This window comes from Nesterenkonia cremea, from assembly GCF_014642675.1.
Lineage (GTDB): Bacteria > Actinomycetota > Actinomycetes > Actinomycetales > Micrococcaceae > Nesterenkonia > Nesterenkonia cremea.
In genome coordinates this window covers 1-15669 of sequence record NZ_BMIS01000015.1, presented here as the reverse complement: position 1 = coordinate 15669, position 15669 = coordinate 1, and the positions used below count along the sequence as shown (strand labels likewise).

At 66.4% G+C, this 15669-nt stretch carries 12 protein-coding genes and 1 tRNA gene; 6 read left to right on the top strand and 7 right to left on the bottom strand.

The window, feature by feature from the left end; genetic code table 11:
- Nucleotides 1–63 precede the first annotated feature (63 nt).
- A complete protein-coding gene (locus tag IEW85_RS12765; protein WP_188686408.1) occupies nt 64–492 on the bottom strand; it encodes an RDD family protein in 429 nt (142 codons plus the stop codon).
- 136 nt (nt 493–628) lie between these two features.
- Here IEW85_RS12765 and glnA (IEW85_RS12760) point away from each other — a divergent pair, with 136 nt between their 5' ends.
- Nucleotides 629–2053 (top strand): type I glutamate--ammonia ligase, encoded by a 1425-nt coding sequence (gene glnA, locus IEW85_RS12760; RefSeq protein WP_188686405.1) that lies wholly within the window; start codon nt 629–631, stop codon nt 2051–2053.
- Nucleotides 2054–2275: 222 nt separating this feature from the next.
- Here the strand turns inward: glnA (IEW85_RS12760) and IEW85_RS12755 are convergent, their stop codons facing one another.
- The 3 genes from IEW85_RS12755 to lplB all read right to left on the bottom strand — a co-directional run bounded on the left by IEW85_RS12755 (nt 2276) and on the right by lplB (nt 6556).
- Entirely contained in the window at nt 2276–4219 is a 1944-nt protein-coding gene (locus IEW85_RS12755; RefSeq protein ID WP_188686402.1) for an aconitate hydratase, read from the bottom strand.
- Nucleotides 4220–4322: 103 nt separating this feature from the next.
- The gene (locus IEW85_RS12750) at nt 4323–5483 is read right to left on the bottom strand and encodes an acyl-CoA dehydrogenase family protein (RefSeq protein WP_188686398.1); all 1161 of its coding nucleotides are present in this window, start codon (nt 5481–5483) and stop codon (nt 4323–4325) included.
- Entirely contained in the window at nt 5480–6556 is a 1077-nt protein-coding gene (gene lplB, locus IEW85_RS12745; protein WP_188686396.1) for a lipoate-protein ligase small subunit, read from the bottom strand. Before lplB ends, IEW85_RS12750 begins: the two co-directional genes overlap by 4 nt.
- Before the next feature lie 98 nt (nt 6557–6654).
- On the opposite strand from lplB, the gene IEW85_RS12740 reads away from it, so the two are divergent.
- On the top strand, nt 6655–7653 hold the full coding sequence (locus tag IEW85_RS12740; RefSeq protein ID WP_188686394.1) for an LLM class flavin-dependent oxidoreductase: 999 nt from the start codon (nt 6655–6657) through the stop codon (nt 7651–7653).
- 33 nt (nt 7654–7686) lie between these two features.
- On the opposite strand, the gene IEW85_RS12735 is transcribed toward IEW85_RS12740, so the two are convergent.
- A complete protein-coding gene (locus tag IEW85_RS12735; protein ID WP_188686392.1) occupies nt 7687–10758 on the bottom strand; it encodes a bifunctional [glutamine synthetase] adenylyltransferase/[glutamine synthetase]-adenylyl-L-tyrosine phosphorylase in 3072 nt (1023 codons plus the stop codon).
- A gap of 25 nt (nt 10759–10783) precedes the next feature.
- Nucleotides 10784–12124 carry a type I glutamate--ammonia ligase gene (glnA, locus tag IEW85_RS12730; protein WP_188686389.1) on the bottom strand — a complete coding sequence of 447 codons (1341 nt, stop codon included), beginning with the start codon at nt 12122–12124 and terminating at the stop codon, nt 10784–10786.
- A gap of 73 nt (nt 12125–12197) precedes the next feature.
- Here glnA (IEW85_RS12730) and panB point away from each other — a divergent pair, with 73 nt between their 5' ends.
- Complete coding sequence (gene panB / locus IEW85_RS12725) at nt 12198–13022, top strand: 3-methyl-2-oxobutanoate hydroxymethyltransferase (protein WP_188686387.1); 825 nt, start codon at nt 12198–12200, stop codon at nt 13020–13022.
- A gap of 62 nt (nt 13023–13084) precedes the next feature.
- Here panB and IEW85_RS12720 read toward each other — a convergent pair whose 3' ends face one another.
- Complete coding sequence (locus IEW85_RS12720) at nt 13085–13285, bottom strand: SPOR domain-containing protein (RefSeq protein WP_188686385.1); 201 nt, start codon at nt 13283–13285, stop codon at nt 13085–13087.
- 70 nt (nt 13286–13355) lie between these two features.
- On the opposite strand from IEW85_RS12720, the gene map reads away from it, so the two are divergent.
- The 3 genes from map to IEW85_RS12705 all read left to right on the top strand — a co-directional run bounded on the left by map (nt 13356) and on the right by IEW85_RS12705 (nt 15286).
- Nucleotides 13356–14258 (top strand): type I methionyl aminopeptidase, encoded by a 903-nt coding sequence (gene map / locus IEW85_RS12715; protein WP_229659022.1) that lies wholly within the window; start codon nt 13356–13358, stop codon nt 14256–14258.
- Nucleotides 14259–14262: 4 nt separating this feature from the next.
- Entirely contained in the window at nt 14263–15138 is an 876-nt protein-coding gene (gene ppgK, locus IEW85_RS12710) for a polyphosphate--glucose phosphotransferase (protein ID WP_188686378.1), read from the top strand.
- 71 nt (nt 15139–15209) lie between these two features.
- Nucleotides 15210–15286: transfer RNA gene (locus IEW85_RS12705), tRNA-Val, on the top strand.
- Nucleotides 15287–15669 lie beyond the last annotated feature (383 nt).

Below are 15669 nucleotides of genomic sequence, written 5' to 3'. Positions count from 1 at the left end.
TGTCCACCCGTCCGGATCAGGTTCTGCACAGACTCTACTCGGCCTGGGAGCAGGGCTCAGGGATCACATGCGCAGCTGGAATGTCCCCGCTGCCTTGTCATGCAGCGTGCGGCCGTCGGGGCCAGCCAGGATGGCGGGCAGGACCAGAAGCAGCAGACCGGTGCGCAGCGCGACGGCGGACAGGCCAGGCACCTCAGTCCCGCGGACCACCTGGATGCGGACGATCCGCTTGCCCACGGTGATGCCCAGGAAGCTGACCATCGTCAGATGCATCAGCACGAAGAGCACCAGGGCCACCAGTCCCCCGGTCTGATCGGCCACCTGCGCCGAACCGGCGAAGGTCCCGGCCAGCAGCGTCCCCAGGAACATCACCAGCGCCCAGTCGATGAAGAGGGCGAGCACGCGCCGACCGAAGGGTGCCATGCTGCCGGCTCCGGACTCAGGGAGCCCATACTCTTGGCCGGGCCAGCCGGCGTCGTTCTCTGCAGTCATCCCCGCCATCCTAATTCGGAACCGGATGAGCGACTTAAGTTACATGCCTGAAACATTTGCGTGATGGGTGAGAAACTCAGACCTCGGTAGGGTGAGGGGTGACCCGAACGCATCACCCATAGAGGAGCACGGACGCATGTTCACCAGCCCCGAGGAAGTTCTGAAGTTCATCAAGGAAGAGGACGTCAAGTTCGTCGACATCCGCTTCACCGACCTTCCCGGCCTCCAGCACCACTTCAATGTTCCGGCCAAGACCGTCGATCTCGAGTTCTTCGAGAACGGTCAGCTGTTCGATGGCTCCTCCATCCGCGGCTTCCAGGGCATCGAAGAGTCCGATATGCAGCTGATCCCGGATGTGGCCACCGCGTTCCTGGACGAGTACCGCGCAGAGAAGACTCTGGCGATGAACTTCTCCATCGTGAACCCCCGCACCGGCGAGCCCTACGCCCGCGACCCGCGCGGTGTGGCTCAGAAGGCGGAAGATTACCTGTCCTCCTCCGGCATCGCTGACACCGCCTTCTTCGGTCCCGAGGCTGAGTTCTTCCTCTTCGACGACGTGAAGTGGTCCTCCACCCCTCAGGCCTCCTTCTACTCCGTGGACGCTGAGGAAGCAGAGTGGAAGTCCGGCGAGGAGATCCCGGGCGGCAACCTGGGCCACAAGCTCGCCACCAAGGGCGGCTACTTCCCGGTCACTCCGCAGGACAAGAGCGCTGATGTCCGCGACGCGATCTGCCTGGCCCTCGACGCTGTGGGCCTCGAGGTCGAGCGCTCCCACCACGAGGTGGCCGGCCCCGGTCAGCAGGAGATCAACTACAAGTTCAACACTCTGGTCCACGCGGCCGACGACGTCCAGAAGTTCAAGTATGTCGTGAAGAACACTGCACTGGAGTACGGCAAGTCCGCCACCTTCATGCCCAAGCCGATCTTCGGTGAGAACGGCTCCGGCATGCACTGCCACCAGTCCCTGTGGTCCGGCGGTGACCCCCTGTTCTACGACGAGAAGGGCTACGCCAACCTCTCCGACACCGCTCGTTGGTACATCGGCGGCCTGCTGAAGCACGCACACGCCGTGCTGGCCTTCTCCAACCCCACCGTCAACTCCTATAAGCGTCTGGTCAAGGGATACGAGGCTCCGGTCTCCCTGGTCTACTCCCAGGGCAACCGCTCCGCAGCGGTGCGCATCCCGATCACCGGCGCCAATCCGAAGGCCAAGCGCTTGGAGTTCCGCGCACCGGATGCCTCCGGCAACCCCTACCTGGGCTTCGCCGCCATGCTGATGGCGGGCCTCGACGGCATCAGGAACCGCATCGAGCCCCACGATCCGGTGGACAAGGACCTCTATGAGCTGCCCGCCGAGGAACTCAAGGACATCCCGCAGGCTCCGGGCAGTCTCGAGGAGGCCCTGGACGCCCTGGAGAACGACTACGAGTTCCTGCTGGAGGGCGGCGTCTTCACCGAAGAGCTGGTCAAGGCGTGGATCGAGTACAAACGTGAAGAGGAGATCGCTCCCCTGAACCTGCGTCCGAACCCTTACGAGTTCGAGCTCTACTACAGCGTGTGATCGGTCCTCGGAGAGTCTGACTCTGCCAGCATCACGGGAGGTGACCGCTTCCTGCCACCCCAAGAACCGGTCACCTCCCCCGTGCCACGGTGACTCAGCCACTCTGACATCTCTCAGAAGCGCCTCGCGCATCGCCCAATCCTCGGGCGGCTGCCCGAGGCGCTTCTGTGCTGTCCGGAAGCCGGGCGGGGGCACTCTCGCGATCCACGGTACAGAGTGCCCTCAGGCTCTCTTCGCCGCCTGCGGAATACGGCCGCCTTCGAGGACCATGTCAACCTGACGATCTGAGAGACGGTGGTGCAGCGCCACGTCACGTCCGCCGATCTGGGCTGAGATCCGGGTTCCTGACTTCAGGGCTGAACGCAGGTCCTCGAACACGACCTCGTCATCCTGGGCGATGCTTCCATACGCATCAGGATCGTCGAATTCGAGCGCGAGGATCCCGAAGTTCGCCAGGTTCTGCCAGTGGATCCGCGCGAATGATTTGGCGATCACGGCACGCAGTCCCAGGTATCGCGGCGCGATCACAGCATGCTCACGTGAAGAGCCCTGACCGTAGTTCGCTCCGGCGACGACCACATGTCCGCCTTGGGCCGCGGAGGCTCTCTGGGAGTAGGTGGGATCGATGCGCTCAAAGCTGAATTCGGCGATCTTGGGGATATTGCTGCGGTACGGCAGCACGCGCGATCCTGCCGGCATGATCTCATCGGTGGAGACATTGTCCCCCATCACCAGCAGAGCCGGAGCCTCAAGTCTGTCTCGCAGAGGCTCGAAATCTGGCAGCGACGCGATGTTCGGGCCTTTCACCAGCTCGACCTGTGCCGCCTTCTCCGGATCCAGCGGTGCCAGCAGCATGTCGTCGTAGGCGCTGTAATGCTCAGGCATCTGCGGCTTCGGATACTGGATCCGATGGCTGGACGCGAGTTCGCGCGGGTCTGTGATCTTCCCGGTCAGAGCAGAAGCGGCCGCCGTCTCCGGCGAGCACAGCCAGACGGCATCCTCTTCTGTCCCCGAGCGGCCTGGGAAGTTGCGTGGCATCGTCCGCAAAGAGTTGCGTCCGCTCGCCGGGGCCTGGCCCATGCCGATGCAGCCCATGCAGCCGGACTGATGGATCCGCGCGCCGGAAGCCACCAGAGAGGTCATCCATCCTCCCGTGATCAGGTCTGCGAGGACCTCGCGCGAGGTCGGGTTGATGTCCACTGATACCTGGTCGCTGGTCTGGGTCCCCTGAAGGATCTCAGCGACGACAGCGAAGTCGCGCAGCCCCGGGTTGGCCGAGGAGCCGACGACCACCTGGAACACATCCTCGTCGCTCACCTGAGACACCGGCACCACGTTTCCCGGCGACGACGGCTTTGCGATCAGCGGTTCGAGGGTCGAGAGGTCGATATGTTCCTCGACGTCGTAGGTGGCGTCGTCGTCAGCCACGATCCTGGTGTAGTCATCTGCACGGCCTACTGCCTCCAGGTACTCGCGGACCGCATCGTCGGCGGGGAAGACGCTGGTGGTGGCTCCGAGCTCAGCGCCCATATTGGCGATCACGTGGCGGTCCATCGCAGTCAGCTGCGCCAATCCAGGACCGTGATACTCGATGATCCGTCCGACTCCGCCTTTGACGTCGTGGCGGCGCAGCAGCTCCAGAATCACATCTTTGGCCGACACCCAGTCAGGAAGGTCACCGGTGAGCTCCACTCCCCAGATCTCAGGCATCTCCACATACAGGGGCTGACCGGCCATGGCCATCGCCACTTCCAAGCCCCCGACACCGATCGCCAGCATTCCCAGCGCGCCGGCGGCACACGTATGGGAGTCAGAACCGATCATCGTGGCACCCGGTCGCCCGAACCTCGACTGGTGCACCGGATGAGAGACGCCGTTTCCGGCTTTGGAGAACCAGAGGCCGAAGCGTTGGGCCGCCGATTGGAGGAAAAGGTGGTCGTCGGGGTTCTTCTCGTCTGTCTGCAGCAAGTTGTGATCGACATACTGCACCGACAGTTCGGTCTGAATGCGGTCCAGGCCCATGGCCTCGAGCTCGAGCATCACCATGGTGCCGGTCGCGTCCTGGGTGAGCGTCTGGTCGACGGTCAGAGCGATTTCGCTTCCGGGAGTCATCTCTCCCTCGACCAGATGGTCGGCGATGAGTTTCTGCGCGACGTTCTGTGACACGACTCTGCCCTCCTGGGGTATTGAGTCCTGCGTCGGTCCGACGCAGGACCTCTTCCCCCACCCTACTGCAGAGGATCCGGGGAGCCGCAGAGCTCCTCAAGGATCAGTCCGCGGGGCCGAGGGTGAAGTTCGCCAGGGTGCGGTGGGCGGATTCGTCGTCCGAGGGGTGATGGATGCCGGCCAGGGCGTCCCGGTGCAGCCGGGAGAGCTCCGAGGTCCGGCGGTACTGCGCTCCCCCGCCTGCGTTCAGCGCCGCCTCCAGCACAGAGCGCGCCGTCCGAGTGGCTGAGGTGCGCAGGGTGACCAGCCGAGGGAACCAGGAGGCCCCGTAGTCGGCACCCTGCTCCACGTCCTGAGCGATTCCGCGCAGCTGGGAGTCCAGCGCCAGCTGCTGCATCTGCGCCTCGGCCAGCTTGTACCGGATGTCCGGGTCCTGGCTCAGGCTCTTCCCGGTGGTCAGTGCAGTCCGCGACGCCGCATGCTCGGCGCCCAGCTGCAGGGCCCGGTCTCCGATCCCGGTATAGATCGAGGAGAGCAGCGTGAGGAAGGAGGAGAACACGGCGAAGACCAACGGATCCTGATTGGGCCCCACCGGGAGCCGGCGCACGATCCGCTCGGCCGGCACGGCTGCACCCTTCAGCGCCGTGGCGTTGGAGTGGGTGGCCCGCATGCCCAGGACGTCCCAGTCGTCGATGATCTCCCAGCCCGGGGCCTCACGCGGGAGGAAGCCGACGATCAGCGGCTTCTCCTCCGGATCCCCAGAGGCCGAGACATCCTTGCCGAAGAGCCCCAGACGCGTCCACGCCGGGGACAGCGTGGTGAAGATCTTGGTGCCGGTGAAGCTGACCGAACCGTCCTGGAGCACCTGAGCCTGTGTGGTGGAGTCGAAGAGGACGGCATCGTTGCCCGGCTCCGAGATGCCGAAGGCGAAGAGGTGCCCCTCAGCAGTCTCGGTGAGCACCTGTTCGAACTCCTGGTGGCCCCTGGCCACCATCTGGCGGGCCACAGAGATCCAGACGTGGTGCATATTGACCGCCAGCGCAGTGGCCGGGGCATGCGCGGCCAGCAGCCGCTGGGCCTGGACCAGCTGCGGAAGGTCCCACCCGAGCCCGCCGTGCTCGGCAGGCACCAGGGCCCGGAGGTAGCCCGCCTGGGTGAGTTCCTGGAGGTCTTCGGCGCAGAACTCATTGCGCTCGTCATAGCCCGGAGCCCGCTGCCGGATGCTGTCCAGCAGCGGCTGGGTCAGGATGTCCTCGATGCTCATGGAACCCGTTCCGTCCATTCCTCGGTTCCGAACTTCTCTGCCACCAGCTGCTCCGCCCGGGCGAGCTCATGCGGCCGGATGCTGGCCACCTTCGCCCCGTGGCGCTCTGCGAAGGTGCGGACAAAGACGTCCATGATCTCTCTGCGGGCCAGTCCGGTCTGGCTGCGCAGCGGATCCACGCGCTTGACCGCTGAGCGGTGGCCCTTATCGGAGAGCTTCTCGCGGCCGATGCGCAGCACTTGGGTCATGCGCTCGGCGTCGATGTCGTAGCTCATGGTCACGTGGTGGACCATACCGCCGTTGGCCAGCCTCTTCTGGGCGGCGCCACCGATCTTGCGGCCCCGGCCCACGCCCTCGGCGGCGGAGACGATGTCGTTGAGCGGCTTGTACTCGGCCTGCACCCCCACATGTTCCAAGGCCTCCATGACCCAGGAGTCCAGGAATGGATAGGAATCGGCGAAGCTCAGTCCGTCCACCAGCGACTGGGGGAAGCACAGGGAGTAGGTGATGCAGTTGCCCGACTCCATGAACATCGCCCCGCCGCCGGAGATCCTGCGGACCACCTCGGCCTCGAGCTGCTGAGCGGCCTGACTGTCCACCTCATTGGCCAGCGACTGGAAGGAGCCGATCACCACGGCACGCTCGGACCAGTCCCAGAGGCGCATGAGCGGAGGCCTGTTGCCAGCGCCCACCTCCTCGGTGAGCACCTGGTCCAGGGCCACGTTGACCGCTATGGGCAGGTTGGTGGCCGGCAGCACCTCCCACTGGTGGTCCTCCCAGCCGGTGGCCCGTCCCAGAGCCCGGCGCACCGCTGTGGCCACCGAGGATTCGTCGAAGCCGATCATCAGGGCGCCCTCGGACAGTCCGGCACGCACTGCAGCGGCGATGTCCTCCCGGGAGGCATCGGAGGGCAGTCCGCTCAGCGCGGCGTTGAGGTCCTCCAGCGCGTCATCGGGTTCGAGGAAGAAGTCACCGTTGATCGAAGCCCGTGCGATGACCGAGCCGTCCTCGCTGAGCTGCAGATCTGCCACCACCAGCTTGCCGCCGGGCACCTTATATTCGCCATGAGCCATGCCTCCCATCCTAGGAGGTCGGCGCCCTCGGAGACTGGCCGGAGACGGGCCGCATCACAGATGGGATTACGCGAGCCCGCTGCGGCGTTGGCGTGGATATGTCCACCACTGCATCCCGCCCGCTGTCCCTGCTCGACCTCGCCCGTGTGCACTCCGGGGAGCCGATCGCAGAGGGCATCGCCCGCAGCCGACGCCTGGCGCAGACTGCGGACTCCCGGGGCTACACCCGGCTCTGGTTCGCCGAGCACCACAACATGCCCCATGTGGCCTCCTCGGCCACCTCCCTGCTGATCCAGCACATCGCCGCCGCCACGGAGAACATCCGGGTGGGCGCCGGCGGCATCATGCTGCCCAACCACTCCCCCCTGGTCATCGCCGAGCAGTTCGGCACCCTGGAGACCCTCTTCCCCGGACGCATCGACCTGGGGCTGGGCCGCGCACCGGGCACCGACGGCGTCACCATGCGCGCCCTGCGCCGCGACGGCACCGAGGCCGATCACTTCCAGTCCGACGTCATGGAGCTCAACGGCTACCTGGCCGGCTACAGCCGCATCCCGGGGGTCAACGCCTTCCCCGGTCACCGCACCGATGTCCCGCTCCACATCCTGGGATCCTCGCTCTTCGGCGCTCAGCTGGCCGCCCAGCTGGGCGTCCCCTACGCCTTCGCCTCGCACTTCGCTCCGCAGATGCTCACCCAGGCCGCCGAGACCTACCGTGAGCAGTTCGACTCCTCGAAGTCGCTAGCCGGCCCGGGCTCCAAGCCGCACTTCATCGCCGCGGCCAATGTGATCGCCCACGACGACGGCGACTACGCCCGAGAACAGCAGCGTCAAGCTGAGGACAGCTGGATCCGCACCATGCTGGGCCGCAATAAACAGCTCTCCGATGACGATGTCACCCAGCTGCGCGACCACCCCGCCGGCCAGCAGGTCCTGGGCATGCTCAGCCGCACCGTCTCCGGCACCCAGAAGGAGGTCGTGGACTGGCTGGACGCCTTCGGCGACGGGGTCCAGGCCGATGAGATCATGCTGGTGAACCTGGCACCCTCCGAGGAGGCCCAGCAGCGGACTCTGGAACTGCTGGCCCCCACGGGCTGAGGGGTCTCAGCCAGCGGCCCGTCAGCCTGCCGGTCATGCCTCTTCGTAGAACAGCCGCTCGAAGACCTGCCGGCACCGGCGGGTGGTGCGCAGATAGTGCTCCTCGAAGCCTGAGGTGCTGCCGGGCTCGAAGCCGCACCACCTGCCGATGGCGTCCAGATCCCGGCGGGCTGAGGGCAGCACATCGGAGGTCTTGCCGCGCCAGATCATGGAGGCGGAGCGGACCTTGGTGCACAGCGTCCAGGCCTCAGCCAGGATGGCGGCGTCGTAGGGGCTCAGCAGCTCCTCATCCACCAGGGCGTCCAATGCCGCCAGTGTGGAAGGGGTGCGCAGCTTTCTCCGGCGGTGCGCGTGCTGCAGCTGGAGCAGCTGGACCAGCCATTCGACGTCGGAGAGGCCTCCGCGGCCCAGCTTCACATGCCGCGACGGATCCGCTCCGCGGGGCAGCCGCTCAGACTCCACCCGGGCCTTGATGCGCCGGATCTCCCGAACCTGAGCCGTGCTGGGCTCCTCGCCGTAGCGGATGCCGTCCACCAGCTCCATGAAGTCGGCGGCCAGCTCATCGCAGCCGGCCAGCGGACGGGCACGCAGCAGGGCCTGGCGCTCCCAGACCTCCATCCAGCGGCGGTAATACTCGACGAAGGAGTCCAGGGAGCGTGAGAGCGGCCCGTTCTTCCCCTCCGGCCGCAGATCGGCGTCCAGCTGCAGCGGGTACTCACCACGGATGGCCGCGCCCTGGGACAGCAGGGCCCTCAACCGGACAGCGAGCTTCTGCGCCTGGGCGTCGGCCTTTGCCGGGTCTCCTCCCTCGGCCAGCCGGTGGACGAAGAGCGCGTCCATATCGGAGCCGTAGGAGATCTCGCGTCCACCCTGGCGCCCCATGCCGACCACCAGGAACTTCACATGCTGGCGGTCCTGGGCGAAGACCTCACGCTCGGCCATGTGCAGGGCACCCAGGGCGGCCGCACGGTCCGCATCGGAGAGCGCGGCGCCCACCTCTTGGACGTCCAGCCGTCCCACGGCATCGGCGATGGCCACCCGCAGCACCTCGCGCTGGCGGATGAGCCGCACCAGGCGCACCGCGGCTGCAATGTCCGCCTCATGGCGGGCCAGGGAGTTGCGGATCTCGCGCCATAGCTGGTCGAAGCTGCGCGGCACCAGATCCTTATCCTCGCCCAGCCATTTGGTGGACTCCGGGGAATGCTCCAGCTGATCGGAGATGAACCGGGCGCTGGAGAGGATGTGGCAGAGCCGCTCGGCCGCCACAGAGGAGTCACGCAGCATGGTGAGGTACCAGGGGCTGGTGCCCAGCGACTCGCTGAGCCGGCGGAAGGCGAGCAGGCCGGCGTCGGGATCCACCCCTTCGGCGAACCAGCCGAGCATCATCGGCAGGATCCGGCGCTGCAGTGTGGCCCGACGACTGACCCCAGAGGTCAGCGCCTCGATATGGCGCATGGCCCCGCGGGTATCGGCATAGCCCAGGGCCGCCAGGCGCTCCTGCGCCGCCTCGGGCGAGAGCCGAGCCTCCGCATCGGAGAGCACCGCCGTGGTGGAGAGCAGGGGCCGGTAGAAGATGGTCTCGTGGAAGCTGGAGACCTCACGGACGATACCCCGCCACTGCTGGTGCAGAGCCTCAGGATGGGAGCGGCGCAGCGGGCTGGGCGGCTCCACGGCCAGGGCCAGCGCGCGCAGCTCGGTCTCCTTCTGCGGCATCAGATGCGTGCGCCGCATCTGGGACATCTGGATCCGGTGCTCATAGAGCCGCAGCTGACTGTAACAGCGCGACATGGCGTCACGGTCCCGGCTGGCCATGTACTCGCCGGCGGTCAGGGCATCGATGGCCGAGAGCGTGTCTCGGACCCGCAGCGACTCATCCACACGTCCGTGCACCAGCTGCAGCAGCTGGACGGTGAACTCCACATCGCGCAGGCCGCCGCGGCCCAGCTTCAGCTCCCGCTCCGCGGAGGCGGCCGGCATGTTCTCGAAGACCCGACGCCGCATCCGCTGGACGTTCTCCACGAAGCCCTCCTGCTGGGATGAGCTCCAGACGAAGGGCCAGATCTTCTCCATATAGTCCGCCCCGAGCGCGGCGCTGCCCGCGATGGGACGGGCCTTGAGCAGAGCCTGGAACTCCCAGCCGTGGGCCCAGCGGCGGTAGTACTCCACATGGGAGTCCAGGCTGCGGGAGAGCTCGCCGTCCTTGCCCTCAGGGCGCAGATTCGCGTCCACCTCCCAGAGCCCGGGCTCCGGGGCGGCGGTGTTGATGACCTTGGAGATCCCGGCGGCCATGGCAGCGGCCGCAGTGCGGGCCTGGCCGGGGTCCACGTCCTCCGGGGCGCGATGGACGAAGATGACGTCCACATCGGAGATGTAGTTGAGCTCGCGGGCGCCGCATTTGCCCATCCCGATGACAGCCAGCTCCAGGTCGTCGACCAGCTCACCCTGCTTCCGACGCTGCTCGGCGCGGCTGACAGCCAGGGCGGCCTCCAGTGCGGCGGCAGCGAGGTCGGCCAGCTGACGCGCCACCAGAGGCTGATAGCCCAAGGGGTCCTCCGCACAGAGGTCGCGCAGGGCCAGGGAGGCCAGTTCACGGCGATAGGCCACCCGCAGCGCCACGGAGGCGTCCTTGCCGGTGAAGTCCTCGGCCAGCTCAGCCTGCGGTACCTCGGCGTCAGGGTCCGCCCGGACGGCGCGCAGCAGAGTGCTGCGCAGCTCCCCGGGTACGGTCACCGCCGGAGGCTGGGCGGGAGTGCCGTCCTCACCGGGATGCAGCATCGCCGCGGAAGCCAGGAGCAGATCGGTGTGCTCGGGACGGCGGATCAGGAACTCGCTGATGGCCTGGGAGGCTCCCAGCAGCCGGAACAGCGGAACGGCCCGCGGATACTCGCCGCGGGACACGGTGAAGAGCTCCTTCAGCTGCGGAGCGCGCTCCAGCAGGCGGATCAGCAGCAGGACCGCCTGGTCAGTATTGGGAGCAAACCGCAGCGCAGCCAGCAGCGGGGCCGGTTCGAAGTCGGCCAGCTGCTCATCGGCCAGGAACGCGGTGGCACGCTCGAGGTCCTGGAAGCCGGTGGCGATCAGGTCACGTCGTGAGTATCCGGTCATGCGAGGCAGCAGCAGTCAACTCGACTCAGATGGTCCCCAGGTAGCGGCTGATCTCCCAGGGTGAGACGTTCACGCGGTACTCATCCCATTCCTGCTGCTTATTGCGCAGGAAGTTGCCGAAGACCTGCTCGCCCAGGACCTCGGCCACCAGCTCGGAGTCCTCCATCTGACGGATCGCGTCATGCAGGGTGCCCGGCAGCGGCTTGATGCCCAGGGCCTTGCGCTCGGCGGTGGTCAGCGACCAGACGTCCTCGGTGATGGCGTCACCCAGGTCGTACTCCTCGCGGATGCCCTTCAGGCCGGCACCCAGGACCATGGCGTAGGCCAGGTAGGGGTTGGCCGCAGAGTCGATGCCGCGGAACTCGATGCGCGCCGATCCGCCCTTGGTGGGCTTGTAGAGCGGCACGCGGATGAGGGCGGAGCGGTTGTTGTGGCCCCAGGAGACGTGGGAGGGAGCCTCTCCCCCGCCCCAGAGGCGCTTATAGGAGTTCACGAACTGGTTGGTGACCGCGGTGAACTCGGGGGCGTGGGTCAGTACGCCGGAGATGAACTGGCGCGCCGTGGTGGAGAGGTTGAACTCGGCGTTGGGCGAGTACAGCGCGTTGGTGTCGCCCTCGAAGAGGCTGAAGTGGGTATGCATGGCCGAGCCTGGGTGCTCCGAGAAGGGCTTGGGCATGAAGGAGGCGAACTTATCGTGCTGCAGCGCCACCTCTTTGACGATGGTGCGGAAGGTCATGATGTTGTCCGCAGTCGTCAGGGCATCGGCATAGCGCAGGTCGATCTCGTTCTGGCCGGGGCCGACTTCGTTGTGGGTGAACTCCACCGAGATGCCCACGGCCTCGAGCATGTTGACCGTCTGACGGCGCAGGTCCTGGGAGACCGAGCCGGTGATGTGGTCGAAGTATCCGGCGCGGTCGGCGGGGCGAGGCAGGCCGTCGGCGTCGAGCTCCTCGGACTCGAAGAGGTAGAACTCGATCTCCGGGTGGGTGTAGCAGGTGAAGCCCATCTCACCGGCGGCCTCAAGCTGGCGGCGCAGCACCCAGCGCGGGTCACCGGCGGCCGGCTCCTGGTCCGGGGTCAGGACGTCGCAGAACATGCGGGAGGTGGGCTCGTCCTCGCCGCGCCAGGGCAGGATCTGGAAGCTGGACGGGTCCGGCTTGAGCAGCATGTCCGACTCGAACACGCGGGACAGTCCCTCGATGGAGGAGCCGTCGAATCCCAGCCCCTCGCTGAAGGCACCCTCGACCTCTGCCGGGGAGAGCGCCACGGACTTCAGCGAACCGACGACGTCGGTGAACCAAAGCCGCACGAACCGGACATCGCGCTCCTCGATGGTGCGCAGTACGAATTCCTGCTGTCGATCCATGCGTGCAGCCTCCTGACACGGGGTGAGTCCAATCCGCGACCCACTCTACCCAAATCGGGCCAGGCTGTACTCTATGGGCATGTCCGATGCGCAGAAGTCGACTCCGACCCGGATCCGCACCCTTCATCTGAGGCAGTTCAAGGAGCAGGGGCGGCGCTTCGCCATGCTGACCACCTATGACGCCATGACCGCGGGCATCTTCGACGAAGCCGGCGTCGAGGTTCTGCTGGTGGGCGACTCCGCCGCCAACGTGATGATGGGCCGGGAGAGCACACTTCCGATCACCACCGATGAGCTTCTGGTCTTCGCGAAATCTGTGGTCGCCGGCGCCCGCCGCGCCCTGGTGGTCGCAGATCTCCCCTTCGGCACCTACGAGGCCTCCCCGCAGCAGGCGGTCGAGACCGCGGTGCGCTTCATGAAGGAGGCCGGAGTCCACGCGGTGAAGGTGGAGGGCGACGCCGAGCTGGCCCCCCATATCCGCGCCATGGTCTCCGCAGGGATCCCGGTCATCGGTCATGTGGGCTTCACCCCACAGTCCGAACACGCCCTGGGCGGCTACCGGGTCCAGGGCCGTGGAGACGCCGCACAGAAGGTCCTGACCGACGCCCGGGCCATGGAGGAGGCAGGCGCCTTCGCTGTGCTGGCCGAGATGATCCCAGCTGACGTGATGGCTCTGCTCGACGCCGATCTGAAGGTCCCCACCATCGGCATCGGCGCAGGTGCCGCCGCCACCGGCCAGGTGCTCGTGTGGCAGGACATGCTGGGACTGGGCGAGGGTAGGACCCCGCGGTTCGTCAAGAGGTACGCAGACCTGCGCCAGGTGATGACCGAGGCGGTCAGCAGCTATCGCCAGGAGGTGCTCGAGGGCGCATTCCCGGGCGAGGAGCATTCCTTCTGACTGGCCTGTCCCGACTCTGACTGATCTGCGCCGTCTGCGACTGAACTGTCCCGGCTGCTCGCTCAGCCGCTCTGGCCGCCGTCGTCCTGCCAGTGCTCGGAGGCATCTTCGTCCTCCCAGGCCTCGTTGTTGGCCTTGACACGCTCCATCGCCTGCGCAGCCTCACCATAGGAGCTGTAGGGGCCCAGCAGGTGCTTCCAGCTCGACTGGGCTCCCTCTTCCACCTGGCCGGTCTCGATGTTGTACCAATAGTCGTTGCCCATGGGTCCAGCCTACGTCCGGCCGCAGGTGCGACGACAGCACCACCGTCCGCATAGCGTTAGGATGACATCTATGACCTCAGCGCAGTCCTCTGCTTCTTCCTCCGCGCCGGTCGGCACCCTCACCAAGGGCATCGTCTCCCCGCAGCGCAGCGTCCCAGACCATATCCAGCGGCCGAACTATGTCGGACTGGACGCACCGCCGGAGTACACCGGCCCGGACGTCTTCGACGCCGAGACAGTGGAGAAGATCCGCCGTGCCGGACAGCTCGCAGCCGACGCGATGGTCGCCACCGGGCGGCTCATCCGCCCGGGTGTGACCACCGATGAGCTGGATGCCTTCGCCCATCAGTACCTGATCGAACGTGGGGCCTATCCCTCCTGCCTATCCTACCGAGGCTTCCCGAAGGCCATCTGCACCTCGGTCAACGAGGTCGTCTGCCACGGCATCCCTGACTCGACCGTCCTGCAGGACGGCGACATCGTGAACCTGGACATCACCGCCTACCTCGACGGCGTCCACGGGGACCACAACGTGACCTTCCTGGTGGGCGAGGTGGATGAAGAGTCACGGCTGCTGGTGGAGCGGGCGAAGGAAGCCATGATGCGGGGCATCCGCGCGGTGAAGCCGGGCCGTCCCATCAACGTGATCGGCAGGACCATTGAGGTATACGCCCGGCGCTTCGGCTATGATACCGTCCACGAGTTCATCGGCCACGGGGTCGGCCCCGCCTTCCATACCGGACTGGTCATACCTCACTTCGATGCGGCTCCTGACCATTCTCAGCCCATGGAACCGGGAATGGTCTTCACCATCGAGCCGATGATCACACTGGGGACCCGCCATTGGGACATGTGGGAAGACGGCTGGACCGCCGTCACCCGTGACCGGAGGCGCACTGCCCAGTTCGAGCACACCCTGGTGGTCACCGAGGACGGTGCCGACATCCTGACCCTGCCCTCAGAGGAGAATTGACTTCATGACCACCTCCGACCGCTCCCCCGAGAACCTCCCTGAGGGCGACGCCCTCGCCGCCCGGGCCATCGGTCCGGCCAGCGCAGGAGTGAAGCGCCTTCCACGGCGTGCCATCGGCATCGACGTCGGAGGAACTGGCATCAAGGGCGGAATCGTGGATCTTCCCACCGGTGATCTGGTGGGCGAGCGATACCGCATCCCGACGCCCAAGCCGGCCACTCCGGAGGCTGTGGCTGAGGTGATCGACACGATCCTGCACGAGCTGCTGCACCGCAAGGGCGCGCCGTCGCCCGATGATCTGGCGGTGGGTGTGCTGGTGCCCGGCATCGTCATCGACAATGTGGTGCTCTCCGCGGCGAACATCGATGACTCCTGGCTGGAGTGCGACGCCGGCCAGCTGCTGGCCGAGCTTCCCGGCCAGATCTACACCATGAACGACGCCGACGGCGCCGGCCTGGCAGAGGCGCGCTACGGCGCCGGCGTCGGGCGCACCGGCACAGTCATGACCATCACCCTGGGCACCGGGATCGGTGCCGCCATGGTCCACGACGGCGTCCTGGTGCCCAATGCCGAGTTCGGCCACCTGGAGTTCGAAGGCGAGATCGCAGAGAAGGTCGCCTCGGCCTCGGCCCGTGAGCGCGCCGATATGCCCTGGGATGAGTACGGGCGCACTGTGGGCCGGTATCTGAAGCACCTCGAGCGGATCTTCCCGCCCTCGATGTTCATCATCGGCGGGGGCATCTCCAAGCGCAGCGAGGACTTCCTCCCCTATGTGGAGGGCCTGCGCGCCGAGGTGGTCACCGCTCAGCTGCAGAACAACGCCGGCATCGTCGGGGCGGCTCTGTACGCTGCCGAGCAGACTGCTCTCACCGACGGGTGACTCCACGCAGGGTCTGTGGAAACAGAACTCTGCTATAGTTCTAGGCTGTTGCCGTTCATGCGGCACAGTCCGGGCGCTTAGCTCAGTTGGCTAGAGCACTTCGTTTACACCGAATAGGTCGGGGGTTCGAGTCCCTCAGCGCCCACCAGATCGTCGTTGTTCAAACCGCCGACATCACCGGTTTGAGTCCTAGTGAGGTCTCCGTCCGTCTGCTGGCGCAACGCGGTCGCCTGGACCTGGGGGTTGAACGGCACCCCGGGCTCCCCGTCCACGGTGTCAGCCTCGGTCACGTAGAGCTTGTCGAAGAAGGCCTGGTTCGCGATCCGTCGCAGCGAGTCATCGATGCTGGTGTAGATCGCATGGCAGTCCCCGGCCAGAGCCAGGCAGTCCTCCAGATGTGACTTGGGTCTGCTGAAGGTTCGGTTGACCGTCGGGCTTATGCCGCCAGGGCGACGGCATCCTTGTGAACGGTCTCGTATTCGACCGGAGTCAGCTTACCCAGCCTCCGCTGTCGGCGGCGGCGATGATAGG

Coding starts and splice junctions, on each gene's coding strand:
- map (WP_229659022.1), top strand. CDS start 13,356: ATGACCTCAGCGCAGTCCTCTGCTTCTTCCTCCGCGCCGGTCGGCACC.
- ppgK (WP_188686378.1), top strand. CDS start 14,263: ATGACCACCTCCGACCGCTCCCCCGAGAACCTCCCTGAGGGCGACGCC.
- glnA (WP_188686405.1), top strand. CDS start 629: ATGTTCACCAGCCCCGAGGAAGTTCTGAAGTTCATCAAGGAAGAGGAC.
- IEW85_RS12720 (WP_188686385.1), bottom strand. CDS start 13,285: ATGGGCAACGACTATTGGTACAACATCGAGACCGGCCAGGTGGAAGAG.
- IEW85_RS12765 (WP_188686408.1), bottom strand. CDS start 492: ATGACTGCAGAGAACGACGCCGGCTGGCCCGGCCAAGAGTATGGGCTC.
- IEW85_RS12735 (WP_188686392.1), bottom strand. CDS start 10,758: ATGACCGGATACTCACGACGTGACCTGATCGCCACCGGCTTCCAGGAC.
- IEW85_RS12750 (WP_188686398.1), bottom strand. CDS start 5,483: ATGAGCATCGAGGACATCCTGACCCAGCCGCTGCTGGACAGCATCCGG.
- lplB (WP_188686396.1), bottom strand. CDS start 6,556: ATGGCTCATGGCGAATATAAGGTGCCCGGCGGCAAGCTGGTGGTGGCA.
- IEW85_RS12740 (WP_188686394.1), top strand. CDS start 6,655: ATGTCCACCACTGCATCCCGCCCGCTGTCCCTGCTCGACCTCGCCCGT.
- panB (WP_188686387.1), top strand. CDS start 12,198: ATGGGCATGTCCGATGCGCAGAAGTCGACTCCGACCCGGATCCGCACC.
- glnA (WP_188686389.1), bottom strand. CDS start 12,124: ATGGATCGACAGCAGGAATTCGTACTGCGCACCATCGAGGAGCGCGAT.